The sequence below is a fragment of the Vibrio sp. FF145 genome (genome assembly GCF_041439075.1).
Lineage (GTDB): Bacteria > Pseudomonadota > Gammaproteobacteria > Enterobacterales > Vibrionaceae > Vibrio > Vibrio tasmaniensis_A.
Window position 1 is genome coordinate 81,955 of record NZ_JBGONH010000003.1, and the last position, 18,513, is coordinate 100,467.

General features: G+C 43.0%; 18 protein-coding genes. 5 read left to right on the plus strand and 13 right to left on the minus strand.

The features are described from left to right. Nucleotides 1-29: 29 nt before the first annotated feature. On the plus strand, nucleotides 30-1,040 hold the full coding sequence (locus ACED42_RS02145; RefSeq protein ID WP_371701218.1) for a Gfo/Idh/MocA family protein: 1,011 nt from the start codon (nucleotides 30-32) through the stop codon (nucleotides 1,038-1,040). Between the two features lie 10 nt (nucleotides 1,041-1,050). Further along, nucleotides 1,051-2,571 carry an SgrR family transcriptional regulator gene (locus ACED42_RS02150; RefSeq protein ID WP_371701220.1) on the plus strand — a complete coding sequence of 507 codons (1,521 nt, stop codon included), beginning with the start codon at nucleotides 1,051-1,053 and terminating at the stop codon, nucleotides 2,569-2,571. On the opposite strand, the gene ACED42_RS02155 is transcribed toward ACED42_RS02150, so the two are convergent. Together ACED42_RS02155 and ACED42_RS02160 are read right to left on the minus strand one after the other, a co-directional pair. Further along, nucleotides 2,572-4,023, minus strand: coding sequence for a glutathione synthase (locus ACED42_RS02155; RefSeq protein WP_371701222.1), 1,452 nt, complete (start codon nucleotides 4,021-4,023; stop codon nucleotides 2,572-2,574). A 135-nt stretch (nucleotides 4,024-4,158) separates the two neighbouring features. Next, nucleotides 4,159-5,094, minus strand: a complete 936-nt coding sequence (locus tag ACED42_RS02160) for a LysR substrate-binding domain-containing protein (RefSeq protein ID WP_009845962.1) — start codon at nucleotides 5,092-5,094, stop codon at nucleotides 4,159-4,161. A gap of 120 nt (nucleotides 5,095-5,214) precedes the next feature. Between ACED42_RS02160 and add the strand changes: the two genes are divergently transcribed. Both add and ACED42_RS02170 read left to right on the plus strand, forming a co-directional pair. Then, nucleotides 5,215-6,213, plus strand: coding sequence for an adenosine deaminase (gene add / locus ACED42_RS02165; RefSeq protein ID WP_269335235.1), 999 nt, complete (start codon nucleotides 5,215-5,217; stop codon nucleotides 6,211-6,213). A 330-nt stretch (nucleotides 6,214-6,543) separates the two neighbouring features. Beyond that, entirely contained in the window at nucleotides 6,544-7,119 is a 576-nt protein-coding gene (locus ACED42_RS02170; RefSeq protein ID WP_135442169.1) for a sugar O-acetyltransferase, read from the plus strand. A gap of 222 nt (nucleotides 7,120-7,341) precedes the next feature. On the opposite strand, the gene ACED42_RS02175 is transcribed toward ACED42_RS02170, so the two are convergent. The 6 genes from ACED42_RS02175 to ACED42_RS02200 form a co-directional block, all read right to left on the minus strand. Then, nucleotides 7,342-7,962 (minus strand): HAD family hydrolase, encoded by a 621-nt coding sequence (locus ACED42_RS02175; protein WP_371701225.1) that lies wholly within the window; start codon nucleotides 7,960-7,962, stop codon nucleotides 7,342-7,344. 222 nt (nucleotides 7,963-8,184) lie between these two features. After that, the gene (locus ACED42_RS02180; RefSeq protein ID WP_371701227.1) at nucleotides 8,185-9,609 is read right to left on the minus strand and encodes an aspartate kinase; all 1,425 of its coding nucleotides are present in this window, start codon (nucleotides 9,607-9,609) and stop codon (nucleotides 8,185-8,187) included. 79 nt (nucleotides 9,610-9,688) lie between these two features. Beyond that, nucleotides 9,689-10,075 carry an ectoine synthase gene (locus tag ACED42_RS02185; protein ID WP_009845969.1) on the minus strand — a complete coding sequence of 129 codons (387 nt, stop codon included), beginning with the start codon at nucleotides 10,073-10,075 and terminating at the stop codon, nucleotides 9,689-9,691. A 13-nt stretch (nucleotides 10,076-10,088) separates the two neighbouring features. Further along, nucleotides 10,089-11,354 (minus strand): diaminobutyrate--2-oxoglutarate transaminase, encoded by a 1,266-nt coding sequence (gene ectB, locus ACED42_RS02190; RefSeq protein ID WP_009845970.1) that lies wholly within the window; start codon nucleotides 11,352-11,354, stop codon nucleotides 10,089-10,091. Between the two features lie 35 nt (nucleotides 11,355-11,389). Continuing rightward, nucleotides 11,390-11,923, minus strand: a complete 534-nt coding sequence (ectA, locus tag ACED42_RS02195) for a diaminobutyrate acetyltransferase (RefSeq protein ID WP_371701228.1) — start codon at nucleotides 11,921-11,923, stop codon at nucleotides 11,390-11,392. Between the two features lie 467 nt (nucleotides 11,924-12,390). Further along, nucleotides 12,391-12,651: a DUF5062 family protein gene (locus tag ACED42_RS02200; RefSeq protein WP_009845972.1), complete on the minus strand. Its 261-nt coding sequence runs from the start codon at nucleotides 12,649-12,651 to the stop codon at nucleotides 12,391-12,393. Nucleotides 12,652-13,034: 383 nt separating this feature from the next. Here ACED42_RS02200 and ACED42_RS02205 point away from each other — a divergent pair, with 383 nt between their 5' ends. Further along, a complete protein-coding gene (locus tag ACED42_RS02205) occupies nucleotides 13,035-13,250 on the plus strand; it encodes a hypothetical protein (protein WP_041473012.1) in 216 nt (71 codons plus the stop codon). Between the two features lie 176 nt (nucleotides 13,251-13,426). On the opposite strand, the gene ACED42_RS02210 is transcribed toward ACED42_RS02205, so the two are convergent. The 5 genes from ACED42_RS02210 to ACED42_RS02230 all read right to left on the minus strand — a co-directional run bounded on the left by ACED42_RS02210 (nucleotide 13,427) and on the right by ACED42_RS02230 (nucleotide 18,510). Continuing rightward, a complete protein-coding gene (locus ACED42_RS02210) occupies nucleotides 13,427-14,083 on the minus strand; it encodes a Qnr family pentapeptide repeat protein (RefSeq protein ID WP_012600074.1) in 657 nt (218 codons plus the stop codon). Between the two features lie 443 nt (nucleotides 14,084-14,526). Continuing rightward, complete coding sequence (locus ACED42_RS02215; protein ID WP_009845974.1) at nucleotides 14,527-15,009, minus strand: MarR family winged helix-turn-helix transcriptional regulator; 483 nt, start codon at nucleotides 15,007-15,009, stop codon at nucleotides 14,527-14,529. A 362-nt stretch (nucleotides 15,010-15,371) separates the two neighbouring features. Further along, complete coding sequence (choV, locus tag ACED42_RS02220; RefSeq protein WP_269335246.1) at nucleotides 15,372-16,586, minus strand: choline ABC transporter ATP-binding protein; 1,215 nt, start codon at nucleotides 16,584-16,586, stop codon at nucleotides 15,372-15,374. A gap of 2 nt (nucleotides 16,587-16,588) precedes the next feature. Next, a complete protein-coding gene (gene choW, locus ACED42_RS02225; protein WP_009845976.1) occupies nucleotides 16,589-17,431 on the minus strand; it encodes a choline ABC transporter permease subunit in 843 nt (280 codons plus the stop codon). A 107-nt stretch (nucleotides 17,432-17,538) separates the two neighbouring features. Beyond that, nucleotides 17,539-18,510 (minus strand): choline ABC transporter substrate-binding protein, encoded by a 972-nt coding sequence (locus ACED42_RS02230; RefSeq protein ID WP_371701231.1) that lies wholly within the window; start codon nucleotides 18,508-18,510, stop codon nucleotides 17,539-17,541. Nucleotides 18,511-18,513: the final 3 nt, after the last annotated feature.

The window sequence follows — 18,513 nt, forward strand, 5'->3', positions numbered from 1 at the left end:
TTATACAAAACAACGATTTGGAGTAACTGATGAGCGACACGCAACGCAAAATTAAATGGGGCATCGCAGGGCTAGGCAATATCGCCAATCGATTCGCGACTGCAGTCACAGAGCACTGTCTGCATGGTGAGCTTTATGCGGTTGCCGCGAGAGACCATACACGCGCAGCCACATTCGCCAACAAGTTTGGTTGCGACAAGGCTTATGGTTCTTATGAAGAGATGGCGAATGACCCAGCAGTAGAAGCGGTTTACATCGCCACCGTTCACCCATACCACCAGCCACTCGCCGAACTGTTTCTAAAGAACAATAAGCACGCATTGGTCGAGAAGCCGGCTTTTACCAACCTTGCTGACTGGCTGGAGATGAAAGCCCTTGCGAAACAAAATGGCGTGATGCTGTTAGAAGCGATGAAAACCGTGGTGTTTCCCGCGTATCGTGAGCTCCAATCATTCTTGGTCGATAACCACATTCAAATAGATTCAATCGAAGCCAGCTTTGGTAACCATCACGACTATGAGCCCGATTTGTTTATCTTCAATCCGGATTTATCAGGCGGAGCAACACTCGATGTTGGGGTCTATGGGCTTTGGTTCTTCTACGACCTATGTCGAGCGTTGGGTGTGAACCCTTCAAAACCTCAGGTAAAGATGTCGTGTCTTTATGAGGGGGCAAATGTTGATACCGATGCGTGCTTTACCTTCTCTGGTGATATGAACGGTAAGATATCGGCATCAACAGTGCAAAACCTTCCCCGATCAGCACACTTGACTGGGCCCGACACTAAGATCACCATTCACGAAAAATGGTGGAATCCGGCCTTTATTGAGATTGAACATCAAGGGCAGAAGTCGACCATCAATAACCGAGTTACGGGAAATGGATTCGAATTTGAAATCGACCATTTTTCAGACTTGGTGCTTCAAGGCGAAACTGAGTCGGATATCCTAAGCTCAGAGATAACCTCTCGAGTTCTCGATACGATGGAAAAAGCACTCATTGACTCTGGCTATCCACATTTAACTCAACCTCGTCGTTAGGAAAAGCAAATTGGGCAACCTTAAGCGCAAGCTTGAACTGTATGAAAAGATATTTCAGGCTTTTGGGCCTGGAGTATCGCATTGTCAGGTCAACCAACTGGCTACACTGCTGCATGTGAGTGAACGTCATGTTCAGACCTTAATAAAAGCGATGACAGCACAAGGTTGGATTGAGTGGCAAGCCAGCTCAGGCCGAAGCAAGAAAGCACAACTCACGTGTCTGGTTGAGCCCATTGAGGCGTGTTACCAATACACACAAACCCAAGCCGATGCGGGTAATATAGAACAGGTGTTTAGCACCTTAAGCTTCAATGGCCGCAATGCTGGCGCTGAGTTACAAGCCTTTCTAAGCAATACCAATCCGTCGGCGCAGAATATCGCGTACATCCCCTTTCACCGAGAACTCGAAGCGCTTCACCCTCAACGAGTACTTAGACGCACCGAACGCTTCTTAGTGATGCAAGTTTGCCAACGCCTAACCTCTGTTAAGCACGGTAAACTCAGCGGCGATCTGGCTTATCATTGGCAGCCTAATGAAGATGCGACACAGTGGCACTTTCAAATACGCAATGGCGTTCGCTTTCATAACGGTCGAACACTCGAACCTCAAGACATAGCGTGCAACCTTAACTCACTCTGCCAAAGCAAAATATGGCGTCGCTGTTATCAGCATATTGATGAGGTCTCAGCCTCGGCAGGTAATGTGGTTGTTGTGAAATTGAATCAACCTGATTGGCATTTACCGCGCTTACTTTCCAGAGTTGAAGCCTCCGTATTCGATCACTCGTCACCGGCTGATAGGCTGATTGGATCTGGCGCGTTCTCATTAGACATCTTCTCAAGCAAGATGTTGAGATTAAGCCGTAATAGCGCGTATTCACACAGCACTCCGATTCTCAACCGAGTCGAGTTGTGGGTCTATCCAGAATGGGCACAGAGTAAAGCCTGCGCTCAAAATCAGGTGTGCGTGAAACTGCCCGAAAAGACGACCACCGTGCGGGGCGATGACCATTATTCCAAACCAGAATTCGGCTCAACCTTCTTTAAGATTCAAAACCCAGCGTTAACTAAGTCACTTCGTGAATTTACTGTAGAAGACACCTCTGAATGCCAAGCCCTTTTCGATCAGTTGTCAGTGTCTGGCGACCACAAAACCAGCGTGGAATATGGAAACTACCTAACTAGCTACCTAACAACCAAAGACGTCGTGTTGTGTAGCATTATTGATGAGAACGACACCTTCATTGCGTGGTTAAGCTTTTTCACTCGCTTCCCGTTTGAGGACTTAGCGCTGCCTGCTGAGATGCTAGAGAAAGTCGAACAAGGCTTAGCCTCAATAAGAAGCCAGCCAAACTTTGAGTTAGCGATGAATGCACTGTTAGCACTCAAGCATTGGTTGAATCACTCTGGAGTTGTGGTTGAACTCAAGCAAGAGGCGTTCAACTTAGAGGTTTCTGAAAAGATACACAGCGCGCAAGTCAATGGTTTTGGTTGGTGCGAACTCGACCAATTATGGATCAACCATTTGTAACTAATCAATCAACACCAACGAATCCAAAATCCCTTTACCGCTGTGGATCCCGCCTTCGTTTTCGCTGGCTGGTTTACTGCGGATCAAGTAGCCCGCGTAGCCGTCCAGTTCGGTCACTGGCTTCCCTTGGTAGTAAGCGGTAAATAGGCCGACTTCGCTGACTAAGTCTGTCACTAGCGTTTGTTGAGTGTCACGCACTGCAATGGTTGGTACGTCGCGTTCGTGTGGATACAAGCGCTGCATCAATGCCCATGCGTCGTACTCTTCTGGCTTAAGTTGGCTCAGTTGTTCGCTAATGTCGTCACCAAAGACACAGTGACCACCGCCCTCGCCTTGGTTTTTCAACACCCATTCTTGCTTGTTCGCTTGCGTGTTAAACCATTCAATCGACTCACTGGTGATTGGCTTCATGTCAGCTAATACACTCTTGACCAGTTCGGCTTCTTCTAGCGTTAAACCCCAACGTGCGTATTCTGATGCTGGCATCATGGTCAGCAGCATTTGCATGGTTTTACTGGTCGCTAATTGCTGGCTGATGGTCGCGTTCATTGCAACATGGTGTTGTTCCATAAACACGCGCGTTTGGCTTAGTGTATGACAACAAACCGATTCGTTGAGTTCTGGTGCCCAGTAATCTGAATACTGATAGCCCGCTCTTAGGTACACCACATCAACCGCGCCGACACCTTGCAGTAACAAGCGTTGGTTATCACCCGATGAAAGCTGACAGCTCAGTTGTTCAAAAGTGCGACGAACCGTACGTACACCCTGCTTTTGCAGTTCAATTTCGAGTAGGTGTTGATCGTAAACATTGTCTTCATTCTTTTGCACTACCATCAAGAATGTTGGCTTATCTGAATCACTAAAGTCAGCTCGCACTTTTCTTGCTGAAGTCGCAATACCATAAGCCAGTTGCTTTAAGCCTTGGTTTTCAGCAGGTGTTGCAGATTTATCTTCAAGCCAGCTCTGATAAGTCTCAGGCCATTGATTGTGCATGTAATCATGGAACTCTGTGGCCTTTTGTCCGAATGGTGCCATCCCTGCTGCAATGCCATTAAACTCGATCACTTTCGCGCCATGTTGGCGATCATCCATAAAGTCAGTACGCATTAATAACAACGGTTGGCGAGCAGGATAAAGACGATGAGACACCTCGCCATGCGCTTGTTGATGCAGTTCCATCAAGCGACCAAAAAACGGATCAGCTTTGGCCATATCACTCAGTGATGACTGCAAGAAATCATGATCTTCGGAAACATTGCTGATTAACTTGGTGATCAGCGGTGTTACCTTCAACAGGTGTTCATACACTTCACGCTCCATAGTCATAGGAGCAATGCTGAAAGGACAATGCCTAGCGGTATTATCTGACTGGCGAAACGCAACACCATGCATGATCGCCCACTCACACGCGTCTTCAATAATTTGTTGTGGTAACCGTGGAATTGTCATCTCTCATCTTCCAAATAAAAATAGCACCAGAATAAGACGAAGCTTAATTCCAAAAGACGAAATAAAACTAAATTTTTTATCAAACAACTACGTTTAGCTTATTTTTCAATATCTTGAATAAATTATACATCTCAACTATCGAGTCTGCTCGATGATCAGGTCGCGCAACCATTTGTGGCTAGGTTCTGAATCGAAGTATTTATGCCACAACAGGAACAAGCCTCCCGGCACCAAATCAACCGGGACAGGCTTCATCACCAACTCTCCACTATCAATGTAATCGCGTACCGAGTTGTATGGGTAACACATAAGTAAATCACTCTGCTTACACAGCTTAATGGCACTGGTGATGTCTGAAACATTCGCGGCTTTGTTGATTTCAAGCTGCTTTGAGTTAAGCACTTCCATCAATAACCAGTCACCCGCTCCACCCGTCACCAACTGTATGTGTCGATACTTCAAGAAGGTGTCGAGGTTCCACTCTTCCAGCAAGGCTGGGTGGTCATTTCGCATCAAACACACCGAGTAATCCAAGCACAGTTCCACGTAATCCAACTCGTCAGGGATACACTGCACGTGGGTAGAAGCGCGCTCATCTAGCTCAAAGATACCGATACCAAAATCCACTTCACGTTTCAGTAAGCGCTTGAAGCTATCGCTGCTCCACGTTGAACTGTTGATGGTGATGTGAGGCGCATCTGCAAGTGCCGTAGGCATAAAATGCGGGTAAATCGCCGTGTACGCCGTTTCGACAAGGTCTATAGTAAAGGTACGCTCACTGTCTTTAGGGTCGAAAACTTCGGGAACAGTCAGCTTTTCGATCTGCAGCAGAATTTGGTGGATCTTAGGTGCTAACGCGAGTGCTTTGGGTGTTGGGAATAGACCCTTTGATTCACGCTCAAACAGCGGATCATCAAACAAAGCTCTGAGTTTAGTGAGCTGTTTACTTACCGCAGACTGGCTCAAAAAGAGTCGCTCTGCGGTTTTGCTCACACTTCGTTCTTCAATCAGAACGTGCAAGCAAAGCAGCAAATTCATATCGCATTTAAGTAAGCTTTTAACATCTACCATGATATTCCCTAAATTCAGGTTAATGATGATTAATTGTCACTTTAAATCATATCATTGTCTTGGTAAATTTAGCGCATGTGAGTTAAAACACTCAAAGAATAATAGAATTAAGGAATACTCATGGATTTTCTAGCACTACCAAAGATTGATTTACACTGCCACCTAGACGGAAGTGTTCGCCCAGATACGATTATTGACCTAGCAAAACAGTACAATATCGAACTACCTGAAGATCGCGACGCGGTTGTTCAATCTCTAACTGTGCCAGAAGATTGCAAAAACCTAGATGAGTACCTGGCTTGTTTCAGCCTGCCACTACAAGTAATGCAGACTGAAGAAGCGATTGAACGTATCTCTTTTGAGCTTTACGAAGACGCCGCACTAGAGAACGTTAAATACCTAGAAGTTCGCTTCGCACCAATCCTGCACGTAAACAAAGGCCTGTCTCTTGATACGATCATTGCAAGTGCAGTAAAAGGCATGAAGCGTGCTGAAGAGAAATACGACATCAAAGGCAACTACATCATGTCTGTGCTTCGTATGTTCCCTAAAGATTCGATCAAAGACGTAATCGACGCAGGCCAACCCTACCTAGGTAAAGGTGTTGTGGCGTTTGATATCGCAGGCGGCGAAAAGCCAGGCTTCTGTGCTGAGTTCCCTGAATACACGCAATACGCTCTTGAAAAAGGCTACCGCATTACCGTGCATGCTGGCGAGCAATGGCATGGTCAAAACGTTTACGATGCAGTGACAATGCTTGACGCTGAACGCATCGGCCACGGTGTTCACATCCAAGGTAACGAAGACGCATACAACATCGTTAAAGAGAAGCAAGTTGCGCTTGAAACTTGCCCAACAAGTAACGTTCAAACTAAATGTATTCACCAATTCAGCGATCACCCAATTGCTGAATTCAAAAAAGATGGCATCGTTGTAACGATCAACACAGACAACCGCACTGTGTCGAACACAACCATGACCAACGAAGTGAAGCGTGTGTGTGAAACATTCGACCTAACACAAGAAGATTACGCTGAAATATACAAGTACTCAGTCGACAGCGCTTTCGCTTCAGACGAAGTGAAACAACACCTAATGGGTTTCGTTGAGCAAATCTAATTTGGCAAAGCGCGCCTTTTGCTGAGTAGCAGGGCTCACTTAGCATTAGTGCTTAAAGCACAAAACAGGAAGAGAAAGGCTGACGCTTTTCTCTTTTTTTATGTCTAAAAGTCGCTAATCTTGCTGTATTCGTCATTTATACCAATCACAGTAAGTAAGTGATCATAAATAGCGCAGGAAAAAGGCTTAAGAACAAGGCAGAAATTTTCGATAAGTAGTTATTCTACAATCAAAATTTCTAACGCAGTTATTGAGCGTTTTAACCAGCTAGGATGACCAGTTATTTACTACGATTAGTATTAAACCGAGACTCTCGTAAAGTGGATAAGCATGAGTAATAAAAACAATAAAACTGAACTAGAAAAAATGCTATCTGGACAAGTGTATGATGGTGCAGATCAAGAAATTGATACCATGCGTGCCAATGCCAGAAAGTCGCTAATGGCTTTCAACAACTACCAAGATCCAGCCCAGCAACACACATTGCAAGAGCAGCTATTTGGTAAGGTTGGTAATAGCAGCTTAATCCAGCCCCCTTTTCATTGTGAGTTTGGCAAAACCATAGAGATTGGCGACGACACCTTCATTAATATGAACGCAGTAATGCTAGATGGTGCGAACATCAAGATCGGTAACAATGTTTTAATTGGACCAAGTGCCCAATTCTATACGCCATCACACTCCCTTGATTATCGTAGCCGCCGTAAATGGGAAACCTTCTGTTTACCAATAACAATCGAAGATGATGTGTGGGTTGGCGGTAATTCAGTGATCAACCAAGGCGTGACTATTGGGGCTCGTTCAGTGATTGCAGCTAACTCTGTGGTCAACAGCGATGTACCACCAGATTGCCTATACGGCGGCACACCTGCAAAATTGATTAGATATTTGAATACTGAACAATAAAGCTAAGTAGAAGAATAAAACGTATCAGTAGAATAAAGCTACTTAGAACAACGAATACAAAAAGAGGCGATGTTCACATGAAACATCACCTCTTTTTAACCGATTCATTTTCGCTTTTATCAATATTTTCTATCCGTCATTTTCTACTTAGCTTTTCTACCTAGACTATCCGCATAGAGAAACCTGACTAAATATAGATAATTTGAGCACTTCGCTACATGATCACGTCAATTCGACGCCAAAAGCACGTAGTGCGTTCTCGCATTGCACAGCATCACTAAACTGGATACCGGCCATACCTACAGCCTTTGCCCCTTCAACGTTAGAGGGCATATCATCAATGAACACCGTATCTGAAGCATCAAGACCATGCTGGGACAGTAGAGCATGATAAATTTCAGGTTGAGGCTTGAGCATGCCCAATTCAGCGGATACCGCCGCGCCATCAAACAACGGCCAAAATTGGTAGGTTGATTTTAGGTATTCAACAATCTCGACTACGTTGTCGGTAAGCGCGTACACACCATACCCAGATCGCTTTACACGCTCGATGAGTTCAACTGAACCGTGCAGTAAGATCTGCGTTTGCTTAACGTAATAGAACAGGCGATCGCACTCTAACGGGGATAAGTCGAGTTCTTGTTGATAACGAAGCTTGGCCTCACTTTCGGTCAAGAATCCTTTGTTCAAATCCAACCAAATCGAACTTTGGAAAATTGAACGCGCTTGGGTTTCCAGATCATCAAGTTCCCCGAAAGTCAGGCGAGTAATTTCTAGCGGCGACCAACGTACAATCACATTGCCGACGTCAAACACGACATTTTTTATTTGATGAGAACTCATACCTTGCTCCTGAATTATTCGCGTGAAATAACAACACCGACATTAAATGCCGCATCTCAAAGTTCATAACCTTGTTTTACAAAATGAGGACTGAAATCACAATATGTCATCGAGCAGGTACGAAAAAGGCCATCATAAAAATGGCCTTTACACAGAATTCGTTGCAGCCTCACCCCTACAGATCAAACGTTCAGTTAGTCGATAGGATAGGCTGCTCTATATTTAAGCAGCATTCACTGATGATGTGACCTTTTGCTCTTGTTCAAAAAACTCTTCATGTAATGCACAAATGGCCTCTTGATACTTATCGTCGCTCACAACAAATTGTACATTCACGTTTCTCATCGACGAATGTAACGCAATGGGCGTAACACTATTGCTCATCAAAGCCAATACGCCATTCGCTAGCGTTTTATTGGTGTCAATTTGAGACCCGATCGCCGAAATGATAGCGACCATACGTCCCGAAATAGATGCTTTCGGATATCGCTTCTCTGCCTTATAAAACACCTTATTTAAACTTTCTGAACTGCCGCCTAGATAATACGTAATAGAGTTAGCATTCATCTCTTTTCCGATAAGGTTAACTCTCGCATCCGCGATAATTTCCATTAGTTCATAACTGACGTTATCAGCCTTACCGACCATCCCCTGATCAAATACATGCAATGCATATACTTTCTGCTTTCCGGCAATAATCTCTATCTGATTGGTATCTGGACGGTAATCTGAAGAAATCAGTGTACCTTCATGCTCTGGCTCAAAAGTGTTCTTTATTTGTAGTTCGATTCCACTCTCGCGCAACCCTGCTGCGGCATTAGAATGAATAGCTTCCATACCAAGGTTTGCTAACTGATCGGCAACATCATAATTAGTCGCTCCAATTGGTTTAACTGAGCTAACCCCAACGACTTTTGGATCGGCCGAACTAAAGTGATACTCCTTATGAATAATAGCCAGTGATGCCTTGGTCATAGTCGCGATACGGCTAAACGTCATCTCACTGTAACCACGATCATAAGTATGCATCAAACCTTCTTTACAATAGGCATAACCCGTCACTATAGGTAGCTCTTCAGCCACATTTATGTCTGAAAAAGCGTCTCTGATGGTATCGTCCAAACTCTGAGGAGTCTTGTTATCCCAACCAGAAAGGTCAACAAAGGTTGAATTAATACCAATATTTTTCAATTTAAGAGCCGTATTGTACGCACTATGTGACTCGCCAATTGAAGAGAGAAACTCGCGGATCTGAGGCAAGTAATGCCTCAATGAAAACTGACCGTATTGACACGTTTCAAGGATATTTGTAATACAGTTCTTCGCTTCTGAAATACGCGACCGGATGAACTTATCAGCACGCGCACGATTCATAGGATCTGCAAAAATATGCTCGTTGATCAACAACATACGGCTTTCAATGTAAGATAACGCTTCTTCCCAAGAATCATCACGCATTGCGATCAATTGATAAACACCTGGCTTGCCTGTTTTTTTGCACTCCAAAAGTGCATCTGTCATCCCGCTATAAGCTGACACAACAAAAATTCGATTGTACGGATTTTTCGGGCGGAGAATAATATTGTCGAGCACAGCATCAAATGCTGTCATGGATGTACCGCCGATTTTTTCTACGGTAAATGTCATAAAAGACCTTAGTTATAGAGAAGCAATAAAGACTAGATAAATGGAAATTGGGGTGAGATTTCACCCCAGAAAAAGTCGGTTAATCAACCAGAGGATAAACGCCGTTTTCATCGTGAACTTCAGCGCCAGTAATTGGCGGATTGAATACACACGCCATAACCATTTCTTTGTTTTTATACGCACGTAAATAGTGTTCATCGTGCTTATCAAGGATATAAAGCGTCCCAGGTTTGATGGGATAAGTCTCACCACCAACCACTTCAATTTCGCCTTCACCACTCATGCAATATACTGATTCTAAATGGTTTTGGTAATGAATATGTGTTTCCGTCGCTTCATAAATTGTCGTGATATGAAATGAAAAACCCATGTTGTCATCTTTCAACAACATGCGAGTACTTTCCCAATTATCCGAAACAATACGTCTTTCGCTATTACGACATTCATCAAGTGTTCTAACAATCATTTTACTGTCCCTATTACGATACTTTCTTGAAATACTTAGTTGCTACAATTTCTACTGAATCTTCGAAGATGGTTAAACCTTGCATCAGTTCCGATTCAGATATCGTCAGTGGGCAAAAGAACTTCACTATTTCATCGTTAGGGCCAGCTGTTTCAATGACCATACCGTTTTCAAAACACGTTTTGGCAATTTCGTCAGCCGTGTTTCCATCTTTACATTCAATGCCAATCATCATTCCACGTCCCTTGCGTTGAACGAATAGCTCTGGGAAACGCTTGATATTGCGTTGAATGACATCATCGACCATGCTTGAGCTACGTTGAATATGATTTTCAAAATCATCATTTGACCAATACATTTCTAACGCTTTCGTAGCGGTAACGAACGCATGGTTATTACCACGGAAGGTGCCGTTGTGTTCTCCCGGCTGCCATTTGTCTAATTCAGGCTTTAATAAAACGACGGCCATCGGTAAGCCATAACCACTTATCGACTTAGACAGAGTGACTATATCTGGCTTGATACCTGAAGGTTCAAAGCTAAAGAACGTACCCGTTCGACCACAACCCGCTTGGATATCATCGACAATGACTAAGATATCGTGAGCTTTACAAATTTTACTCAAACGCTGTAACCACTCATTTGAAGCGACATTCAATCCACCTTCACCTTGAACCGTTTCCAATAAGACGGCTGCTGGCTTATCCATACCGGCAGAATTATCAGCTAACATCGTTTCGAACAATTTTAATCCATCAATGCCAGCGTAACCCTCAAATGGCAAACGCGTAACGTTGTTAAGGTTTGAGCCCGCGCCTTGTCTATGATGTTGGTTACCCGTAGCAGCCAGTGCACCTGCAGTACAACCATGAAAACCATTGGTAAACGCTACAATGCTACTTCGGCCTTTCACTTTTTTAGCCAATTTAATCGCGGCTTCAACGGCATTGGTTCCTGTTGGGCCAGTAAATTGAACTTTATAATTGAGATCTCTTGGTTCTAGAATTAAGCGAGTAAGTGCTTCTAAGAATTCAGCTTTGGCTTCTGAATGCATATCTAAGCCGTGCGTAATCCCGTCCATTTCAATGTAATCAAGCAAGGCTTGCTTAAGTATTGGATTGTTGTGACCGTAATTGAGAGATCCTGCTCCAGCAAGAAAATCGATGTAACGATCACCTTGTTTCGTTTCAAGCCAGCAACCTTTTGATTTACTAAAAGTAACTGGAAAACTATTCGAGTATGAACGTACGTTAGATTCCTGCTTTTTAAAAATATCCATGATAATGCCGTTATTTAATTCCTATAAGTGTTTGATTATTTAAGGAGGATTCGATAGAGGTATTCGGTATCGTGCTGCCCGTTAAAGTGAAGATTTTCATCTAAGAAAGTAGTCACTTTCCCGGTGTTACCGTTTTTTTCGTCCAGCTTTTTGAACAACGCCCAAGACGCTTGGTTTGATTCAGTGATAGTCGTTTCTATCGCTTCAATGCTCTTTAGCCCCTCTCGTTTAAGTAAGGTGTTCAGCATCTTGTAGGCTAAAGCATTGCCTCTAAACTTAGGCGCCACCGCCACTTGCCAAATAAAGAGAACATTGGGCTCACTGGTTTTTTGGTAACTAGAAATAAAGCCAGCAAGGTCACCTTCATGCTCCACTAAAATACAAGTTTTACTAAAGTGAGTAGACTGCAAGAAATTGCAATATGAAGAGTTAGTATCTAATGGAGGGCACTCTGAAATTAATTGATAAATGTTGTTGCCATCCGAAACTTCTGGCTCACGAAAATTCCATTTTTCAATCATCTTTTCTACAACCTCTGGATACAATATCCAAGGCGCTGACGTAATCATACCGAGACACTTCCTTTGAGCTCTAATTAAATTCCTTTTAATTATGAGCATTTCCCATACACAAAGATCAACACACTAGCGCTAAAAATCAAATTTTAGCGACATGGGTCACACTTATTCAAGTATTGTATGTATTAAACAATACTTTGAGTTCTAATGTATTTATTGGGCCGGTATGAATTTAAGAGTCTTCAAGGGAATAGACGAAAGAAAATCGTTAGTGCAATTCATAAAATACAGCGTTCAAGTGCCTGAGTAGGAAGGGTAGGAATCAGCAAAAATATCGACGACTCCAATACTGAATAAGGTAAACAGTGACGCTCTAAAAAGAGATGGCTTAGGCTCTAATATTGAAACGCAGATACCTAAAACAAAAAACCTAGCGTGAGATAGCTAGGTTTTTCAAGTAAACATAAATTGGCAATAAATCAAAAGAAACAAATTCGAATCACTGAGTTAATCGCGAATTACTTCAGGGGATCATTATCAGGCAGAGCCTTGTGGATCCATAGTGCTAAACGCTTCTTAATATTCGCGCCATCAAGCTTACTTTCAGGTAAAGGCGTGATCTGATTAACTCCAACAAGAAACAAGTACACAGCCTTAACTTTTATAGGTTGAGATGAGTGTGGCAAATCAAAGCCTTGTAACTTTGCCATTTTAGAACCGACTTCCAGAGCTTTCTTGAGCAATTTATCTTCATTAATGATCTTCGCGGTTTTCGACATATCATCTCCATAATCTTAATCGAATGAACACTGAGTATATCAAACCGAAAGACTCACAAGATTACTTCGCTCTCAGTTTGAGGAGTCGCTTTGATAAATAACATAAAATTAATCGTCACGTAGATATCAATGTTAATTTCAATAACATTGACGAGACAGATAACAATAAGCAATGGAACTCTTATCAATAATCACTCCCTGAAGAGTACGAAATACCACTACAATCAAATGCCCAACAACTATCATATAATGCACTGTTATTTAACTAGTTTTATATTAACTTTGCTTTAATCACATTTACCGTACCCTACAATGAAAAGTAATTTACAAAGTGCTCATTAGTAAAATAGAATAAAAATACTAATATTATACTGGTGTTAAAAATGCGTTATCGTTGGGCCTCATTCTGTCATAAAAATCCAATTATCGGACGAATCGTTCATGTCTTTGTTATGTTGGTAGCGGTAGCTTCTATCGTACTTCCATTGATGTCAAAAGACGCAACAACGATCTTAGTTTCATTGTGTGTTGCACTAGTATGTTTCGTGTTGTTTGTCTTCTTTGCACTGGCCGACAAAATGCGTTCAGGAATGCACTAATCAACTCAATATCCGCCAAGCATTCTCTTTTCTAAACTTCATTATAAAATGCATGCGGCCAAATACGGAAAAGCCCAAAGTTATTAACTTTGGGCTTTTCTTCTAACTGCTGTGGTTAATTACGACCGAGTGATACGACAACCGAGTTTTACAGCGTTATATGCAGAATTAGAAAATCAATCAGGCATCACAACAATACCCATGGTTTCAAGCAACTGCTCTTGTTGCCAAGCGACAATCTTAATCCCTGTCGTATCCACTTTGCGAGGGTCTAACCCTTCTAATTCCGCATGACACAAGTTAGCCCCCTGCATACTGAATTGCCCCCATACATCTTCGGAGAACACGCCTCGGCTGAGATCAGACTCTTTCAGTGACGCACCGCCAAGGTAAGTCCCTATCCAGCGGTTTTCAAACAACTCACACTTTTCCAAGCAGGCCTGCTCCAAGTTGGCGTATGACAGGTTACAGCCCGTAATATACGCAGAGCAAAAGTACATCCTATTACTTACTTGATTGGCAAAGTTAGCACGAGTAAAATTCGCTCCTTTTAAGTCGCATTCACGCAGCTCAATCCCATAGCAATTCGCATTACTAAAGTTCGCCATCGCCAACTGGCAATTCTGGAAACTTGCGTCTCGTAAATCGGCAATATCAAAGTGGCATCCCTCAATATCGCCTTGTTCAATAAACTTACAGTTAATAAACGTTGCATCACGTAAGTTCGAACGTCTGAAATCACAACGGATAAACGTACAGGCCGTAAAGGTAAGCTCTGATAGATCTTGCTGAGCAAAACTGTGCTGATGATAAGTGCTGTTATTGGTATCCATTTAGCCCCCTAAAGAAATCAAGCTAAGACTACCATTGTGATCTTAAGAAAACATCAAATTAAAAACCAACAAAAACAGCAACTTAAAACACCCTATTTTGGCCATTTTAAGGCACCAAACGAGCCATTTAAGGTTGTTATTTTCGTTTTATGGCATGCGCTTATCTTGAAAAAAGTTTTGTCGCTTAGAAGGGGGGGGAGATTAGACACAACGAGAAGATCATCATATGTCAGCACAAACTTGATACAATAGCCTATATAGATACCTTCGCTTGATACTTAGTCTTTCGAAAACCTTAGCTTATATCGATAGGCTACAACTAAAAGATGATTTTCATTAGTAAAGTCAGAAAAATTGGGAGGCCAAGATCAAAAAATGGCCGCTTGATGCGACCATTTTATAACTCTTTAAACTTTTTCTTAGCTAGACAATTTAAAACTACGTTAGCTCTTGACGACGTTTGCAATGCCTTCAAGCTGTAGAACTGGAGCTGCGTCGATGTCTTCGGCGTTCATCATTGCAGACACACGTTGCATCGAAGAAAGCAGTAGGCTTTGCTCCCATGCTTCTAAATTTTGGAATTTTTTAACGAAGTTATCTTGTAGCGGTGGTGGCGCATTGTTAAGTAGCTCTTGACCTTTTTCAGTCAGATTTGCGTGTACTTTTCGGCGATCTGACGAACTGCGAACACGTTGTACATAGCCGTTCAATTCCAAGCGATCGATGATCGTCGTTGTCGTCGCTTGACTCACATTAGTTTGATTAGACAATTCTTTGATCGTCACATTACCCATCTCTTGGATTGCGCGCATTAAAATCAATTGAGGGCCCGTCAAACCATACTCTTTACTCAGCTTTTTCGAGTGTAAATCGATAGCGCGAATAATTTGGCGAATAGCGACCAAGATTTCGTCATGTTTATCCAAGATGCAGACCTTTGTACTAATATACTGTGAGTGACTTTACAGTGCCGGGGCGATGAGATTTCCAAACTGAACAGCTTAGGATCGCTCGAATTACACTGTAAATTGATAATTTACTTCATTGATTTTTCCGCATTGTACTGATGTTCATACTATTCTCAATCTTTTCTATACCACTAAACTTGCGTGGTACGGCACTTTTGCTTAATGAAGGGGGAATGAAAGCTTCAATGAAGACAAAAATAATGAACCAGAGAATACAAACTCAAAGAATAATATATTTTAATAATCATAGAGGTAGAGAGATTTAATCCTCTCCACCCAATAAAAAACCAGCCTCAATAGCTAAGCTGAAAAACGAAATTTTACGCAGCGGTATTCATTTGAAAGTTACCCGTTAGCGCGTTGTAAAACTCGCTGTTATCCAAAATCCCAACCAATTGATTGTTTTCAACCAACAGAATTGGGTGGTTACTGATCTGTTTAAGCTTAATCGCATCACGCATACCAATCTCCGGGCTTGTCACTACCACACTAGACGCGTTAATCGCAGTTAGGTCGTCAGACTCGCTCCACTCAACAAGCGCCAAGGTAGATTCACCTTTCACCGATAAAGCACCTTCACTCTGTTCAATCCAGAGATCTTTAGAATCGCAGATCTTCCAGCTTTCATTCTCTTGCGTCAGTGAATCAAGAGGCTGCATTAAAGAGCGACCTTTTAGCACATTCAATGGATTAGTGTGAGCAACGAAGTCTTTCACATATTCTGTTTTTGGCGTGAGTACGATCTCTTCAGGCTTACCGTGTTGAATCAATTTACCTGATTCCATGATCGCAATGTTATTACCAATCTTCAGTGCTTCATCCAAATCATGACTCACGAACAGAATCGTTTTGTTAAGCTTGTTTTGCAATAGAATTAGCTCATCTTGCAACTGTGCACGAATCAGCGGATCAAGCGCTGAAAACGGTTCATCCATAAGAAGAATGTCGGTATCCATCGCAAAGGCACGCGCTAGGCCAACACGTTGCTGCATACCGCCCGATAGTTCATGCGGATACTTGTTTTCCCACTCTGCCAAACCCACCATTTCAAGTTGTTCACGCGCTTTAGCACGACGAACATCTTTAGCTACACCTTGCATTTCAAGACCAAACGCCACGTTATCTAACACGTTTAACCAAGGCATTAGGGCAAACTTTTGGAACACCATAGAAACGCGGTGAGTACGAAGGTGACGCAGAGTCGCTTCGTCGCACTGTTCACCTAAATCAACCAGCTTGTCTCCATCTTTGATCGCCAATGAGCCACGGCTGATCTCATTCAAGCCGTTAACTGCGCGAAGCAAAGATGATTTACCAGAACCAGACAAACCCATCAGCACACAAATCTCGCCTTCTTCAACGGTCAGCGACACATTATCTACGCCAACGACTTGGCCAGTTTCATCAATGATCTCTTGGCGAGTTTTACCTTGATCGAGCAGCTCAAGCGCTTGCTTCGGCTTATCACCAAACACAACATCGAGGTTCTTAATGGTAATCGCGTCCATTGTCTTTTTTTCCTGAGAGTTAGACATGATTAAGCTTCCTTCTGGTTTGGTGTTTTGCACAAGCGATCAAGAATGATAGCGACTAATACAATCGCTAGCCCGGCTTCAAAACCTTGTGAGATGTTCACTGTGTTCAATGCGCGAACAACAGGTTTACCAAGTCCGTCAGCACCGACAAGAGCGGCGATAACCACCATCGAAAGAGACAACATAATACATTGGGTGACGCCCGCCATAATGCTTGGTAAAGCGGCCGGTAATTCCACCTTCATCAGCAATTTCATGCGGCTCGCACCAAACGCTTTACCCGCTTCAATCAACTCTTCAGGTACTTTGGTTACGCCTAAGTAGGTCAAACGAATTGGTGCGGCAATGGCGAAGATGATGGTCGAGATTAAGCCCGGAACGATGCCCAAGCCGAATAGAACCAAAGTCGGAATCAGATACACAAATGTCGGAACCGTCTGCATTAAATCAAGGATGGGTCTAAGCACCGTATATAACCAAGGCCGATGCGCGGCCATAATGCCAACTGGAACGCCAATTAATACGGAAATCGTTGTCGCTGCAAACACGAGGACAAAGGTTTCCAGCATTTCTTGCCAGTAGCCAAGGTTTAAAATAGTCAGCAAAGCTGCAACCACGAAAATCACAAGCGAGGGTTTACGGTGTAAATACCATGCAATCGCCGCGGTCATCACGATTGGTAAAGCCGGTGGCATCCACTTAAATACATCGACTAAAAACATAATGACGGTTTCTAGAAAAATCGAAATAGCGTCAAAGAATCCTGCTGCATTGATTGTTAGCCAATCAACACCTGCTTCCATCCATTGACCAACAGGGATTTTGTTTTCCGTAATAAAATTCACAATATTGCCTTTTATTATGGGTGGGCTACTTCAAACCAATCGATAAATTGGTCAGCCCACCTTTTTATTTATAGAGCTTTGATAAATAGATCGATAGGTAGGTAAAACTAAGCTTTAACTTGTTTTAGGTATTCAGTAACCGCTCGAGTCGCTGATTCACCTTTATGCGTTTTTACGTTGTCCAACCAAGCTTCAACTTGTTGAGGGTTATTGTTCAACCATTGTTGAGCCGCTTTCTCTGGCTTCACTTTTTGGTTAAGAATCTCTTCCATCAACTGGTTTTCCATCTCTAGAGTGAACTCTAGGTTTTGCAGAAGTTGACCGACGTTTGCACATTCAGACAGGTAGTTTGAACGAACATTGGTGTAAACATTTGCGCCACCGTAGTTCGGGCCGAAGAAGTCGTCACCACCTGATAGGTATTCCATCTCAACATTGCTGTTCATTGGGTGCGGTGCCCAACCAAGGTAAACGATCCACTGACTACGACGAGCAGCACGAGATACTTGCGATACCATGCCCGCTTCACTTGATTCCACTAGGCTGAAATCTTTCAAGCCAAACGCGTCAGAATCAATCATTGATTGGATTAAGCGGTTGCCATCGTTACCCGGTTCAATACCGTAGATGCGGTCTTTAAATTTGTCGGCATGTTTTGCTAGGTCGGCGAAGCTTTTCACGCCAGAGTCGTACACGTATTTTGGTACGGCTAGTGTGTATTTTGCACCTTCAAGGTTGGCACGCACGGTCTCAACCGTTCCCGCTTCGCGGTACTTAGCGATGTCGCCTTCCATAGTTGGCATCCAGTTACCTAGGAATACGTCAATATCACCGTTCGCCATTGAAGAGTAAGTAACCGGTACTGAAAGTAGGTCGGTTTTGGTTTTGTAGCCTAGGCCTTTGAGTAACTCAGAAGTGATAGCCGTTGTTGCGGTAATGTCTGTCCAACCAACATCAGCGAAGCGTACGTTTTCACATTGTTGTGGTTCAACAGAAGCGTTAGCACCAAATGCAAATGAGCTGATGGCTAGTGCTGTTAACGTTTTTGTCGTCACGTTCTGAATATTTAGAGTCGTCATAAT